Below are 1,740 nucleotides of genomic sequence, written 5' to 3'. Positions count from 1 at the left end.
AGGATGTCGATATCCCCGACCCGGGCCGGGGTATCGGTGGCGAGTTGGTTGAGCACCCGCACATACCGGGCGGTGAATGCTTGGATGGTGGCGGCATCGAACAGATCGGTGGCGTATTCCACCACCCCGATGAAACCGGTGGTGGTGTCGGCGACCGGGATCGGTTCCTCGGACAGGTTCATCAGTAGGTCGAAGCGGGCGGTGGTGGTGGGTACCGGTACCGGGTGCGCGGTGAACCCGGTACCGAGTTCGGTGAGCTCGGGCAGGGGATTGTTCTGGAATGCCAACGCCACCTGGAACAAGGGGTGATGAGCGGTGGATCGGGTGGGGTTGAGCAGCTCCACGAGCCGTTCGAAGGGGATGTCCTGGTTGGCATACCCCGCGAGGGCTTTATCCCGCACCCGGGCCAACAGATCGGTGATACTCGGGTTACCTGCGAGATCGATACGTAGAACAAGGGTATTGACGAAGAACCCCACCAGCTCCGACAGCGCCTCATCGGAACGGCCCGCGATCGGAGACCCGACCGCGATATCGTCGCCGGCACCCAACCGGTGCAGCAGGATCACCAGCGCGGTATGCGCCAACATCGACACCGTCACTGCCTGTGCCTGCGCTACCACTTCCATACGGGACCGCAGCGCGGCGGGGATGGTGAACACGACACTGTCCCCGCGGTGGCTGGCGACCTTGGGTCGCGGTCGGTCCGTCGGTAGCCCGATCACCTCGGGTAGCCCGGCCAACTCCGCCCGCCAATACCCCAACTGTTCGCTCAGCAGACTGTCCGGATCCTGCTGCTGCCCCAACAACTCCCGCTGCCACAAGGTGTAATCGACATACTGCACCGGCAACGGCTCCCACCCCGGCGCACGTCCCAGACCACGGGCCCGGTAAGCGGTGAGTACGTCCCGCACCAACGGCACCAACGACGCCCCATCCGCGGCGATATGATGCACCACCACCACCAACACCACCCCCCCGCCACCGCGGTCGATCACCGTCACCCGGATCGGGACCTCCCCCGACAAATCGAACCGGTAAGCCACCGCCGCAGCCACCATCACCTCCACCGTGTCCGCGGTGTCCGCGCCGGTGTCGATGACGGTGACCGGCACACACACCCGCTCGGGGTCGAGGACGTGTTGGGCGGCGACACCATCACAGTCGATATAAACGGTGCGCAGCACCTCGTGACGGGCCACGACATCGGTGAACGCCGCTGTCAACGCCGCGATATCCACCCGACCGGTCAACCGCACCGCCATCGGGATGTTGTACGTCGCCGACGGCCCCTCCCACCGATACAGAAACCACAACCGCTGCTGCGCGAACGACAACGGCACCACCCGCGGACGCTCCCGCGGACCCAACCCCACCCGCACCCGCACCCCGCTATCCAACCGCGCCGCCAACCCCGCCACCGTCGGATACTCGAACACCGTACGAATCGGTAACTCCACCCCCAACACCACCCGCACCCGATTGACCAACCGCATCGCCGACAACGACTGCCCACCCACATCGAAAAACGAATCATCCACCCCCACCCGATCCACCCCCAACACCTGCTCGAAAATACCCGCCACAACACGCTCCACCGGTGACGACGGCACCCGATACTCCGTACCCACACCGAACTCCGGTGCCGGCAACGCCCTACGGTCCAGTTTCCCGTTCAGTGTCAACGGCAGCGTCTCGAGCACCACGACCGCCGCGGGCACCATGAACCCCGGCAACCGC

1 protein-coding gene is annotated in these 1,740 nt (G+C 65.3%); it reads right to left on the bottom strand.

The window, feature by feature from the left end; translation table 11 throughout:
* The coding region (locus ACX4ZE_RS22700; RefSeq protein WP_480275496.1) for a condensation domain-containing protein at positions 1-1,740 on the bottom strand (1,740 nt) is incomplete at both ends.

The sequence above is a fragment of the Nocardia sp. TBRC8007 genome, from assembly GCF_056629435.1.
Note: the sequence above shows the minus strand (reverse complement) of the source record. Positions and strands in the feature narration are given on the sequence as shown.